This is a genomic window from Pedobacter sp. 05L430 (assembly GCF_056397585.1).
The window spans coordinates 1-2076 of record NZ_JBFTNT010000453.1 but is presented as its reverse complement, the minus strand read 5'-3'; the positions used below and the strand labels follow the sequence as shown (position 1 = coordinate 2076).

Here is a 2076-nt window from a genome sequence, read left to right as displayed (position 1 = left end):
GTATTATGATGGATTTTTTTCAAGCAATTTATGATTGGGTTATCGGTTTCTTTGGTATTGGAAATTTTATCAAGATCGTTAACTCTGGGGATTACAGCTCCTTTTTAACTTACGACGGATTTACCTCTATTATTGGGCCTCTTTTTCCAATAGTTTTGGTAATTGAGATATTAACGGCTTTAATATTAAGGAAATTTAAAGCCATTGATTATAAAATATCTTTCTTTTCGTACGTTTTTAATGCTTTTGTAGGACGATTTATCTCCATAGCTGCAATTGTATTTTGTATAGGGCTTTTTGAGAAGTATGCTATCTTTAAAACTAGTTTTACCTGGTATTGGTTTATTTATGGCTATATAGTATGGGAATTCGGGCATTTCATTTATCATTATCTTGGTCATAAAGTTCGCTTGTTCTGGTGCCTGCATTCTACTCATCATGCACCACAGGCTATGAATCTGTCTGTATCTTATGCACACTTTTTTCTGGAGGGGCCTTATGCGGATGTGATTAGAACTACGGTATGCATTTTATTAGGCGTAAATCCGCCGATGTTGTTTGTAATTATGTTTATTGATGGGTTTTACGGTGGTTTTATACATATAGGTGAACAACTGATGAAGGATGGTAAATTGGGCTTTTTGTATAAATACATTCTGACACCTTCGCACCATAGGGTACATCATGCTAAAAATCCATTGTATATGGATACAAATTTTTGTAACCTGCTGAATATCTGGGATCGAGTTTTTGGCACTTATCAGCCTGAGGAGAAGAATCTTCCAATCGAATACGGTATTACCAGAGAAATGAAACCTAATAGTTTTCTGGATAGTTATTTTGGGGAGTTCGCCTGTTTGATAAAGGATGTTTACAAAGCCCCAGGACTTAAAAATAAATTCCTGTATATTTTTATGCCACCAGGATGGAGCCATACAGGTGATCATAAGACGGCAAGTAAAGCCAGAAATGAGTTTAAGGAAATTCAACGCCAACCGATACAAAATGAGTTAGCGTCTGACTTTAGTGCGGATCCAAAGCAAATAGTGATTCAGGAATCTATTTAAGTTCTGTGTGGTTTTTTATTGCATTAAGGTAATTTCTGATATCTTTTTCCAGCAAAACAGGATACTGATAAGTTAGTTTTTCTGCCAGTTCTGTGCCCAACTCATGGGCAATGTCTGCATAGGCAAATAAAGCCCGCCAGTTGTCCTGGATTTCGGCAGAGGCAAAAGTTGCTTCAATTTTTTTCCATAATTCAGATGACAAGTATTTCTTAAAAAAGCGGCMGTGTTTATTGGTGGTAATTTTCCAGTCATGCGAAAGAGAGATGTACCATTCAATCATTGGTACAAGATAATCATTCCTCATCATGTTTTCCGTCATGAACTTAGCATAGAAAAGCTCATCCCGGGCAAGGCACTTGGCCACGTATGTCATGTCCCACCAGAAGTCGTTCATCACTTGTGCGAATTTTTCAGCTCCTGGTTTTTTTATGATAACAGACTGATATGTTGGCGGCTTTAAGTTTTTACAGAGCCGATCTTTATCTATTAAAACTTTATAGCCTACATCCCAATCTTCCGGCAATTCAGATTTAGCGGCTTCTTTTTGAAATTCCAGTATGCTATAGAGTTTGAAATCAACCTTTACATAATCTTCATAAAGCACCATTCTCATGGCATGCTTCCCATCAAAGGCTTCTTCACTTTCAGCTACTTTGGCAATAACTCTTCCGAACTCACTGAGCCAGCTGTCATCTTTAAGGGCTGCAGTTAAATCTTCAAAAACCAGTTCAATATCAAGGTCGCTGAATTTATCTACGGGTGCAATGGCGCTGGCCAATGAACTGGTGAGCAGTACAGCCCTAATCTCATGGTTTGAATTAGCCCAGTTTATGATGTGTTTTAGCTTTTCGTTTCTGGCTTTAACCATAGTGATTGGGTAGTTGTTTTGGAAATTGAGTTCATAGCAGGTTAAAAATAGCAATTTCAGCCCTTGCTCCAAATCTTGCAGGTAAAATACTCGTTCCAACACCTTTGGAAACATACATTTTAGGAACATTATGATTATACC

The 2076-nt window shown here is 37.4% G+C and carries 2 protein-coding genes; one reads left to right on the top strand and one right to left on the bottom strand.

What is annotated here, in order from left to right:
* On the top strand, positions 1 to 1067 hold a 1067-nt coding region (locus AC1DG9_RS26310), incomplete at its 5' end, for a sterol desaturase family protein (RefSeq protein ID WP_477635599.1).
* Here AC1DG9_RS26310 and AC1DG9_RS26305 read toward each other — a convergent pair.
* Positions 1060 to 1935 (bottom strand): AadS family aminoglycoside 6-adenylyltransferase, encoded by an 876-nt coding sequence (locus AC1DG9_RS26305; protein ID WP_477635598.1) that lies wholly within the window; start codon positions 1933 to 1935, stop codon positions 1060 to 1062. The genes AC1DG9_RS26310 and AC1DG9_RS26305 overlap by 8 nt on opposite strands.
* Positions 1936 to 2076: the final 141 nt, after the last annotated feature.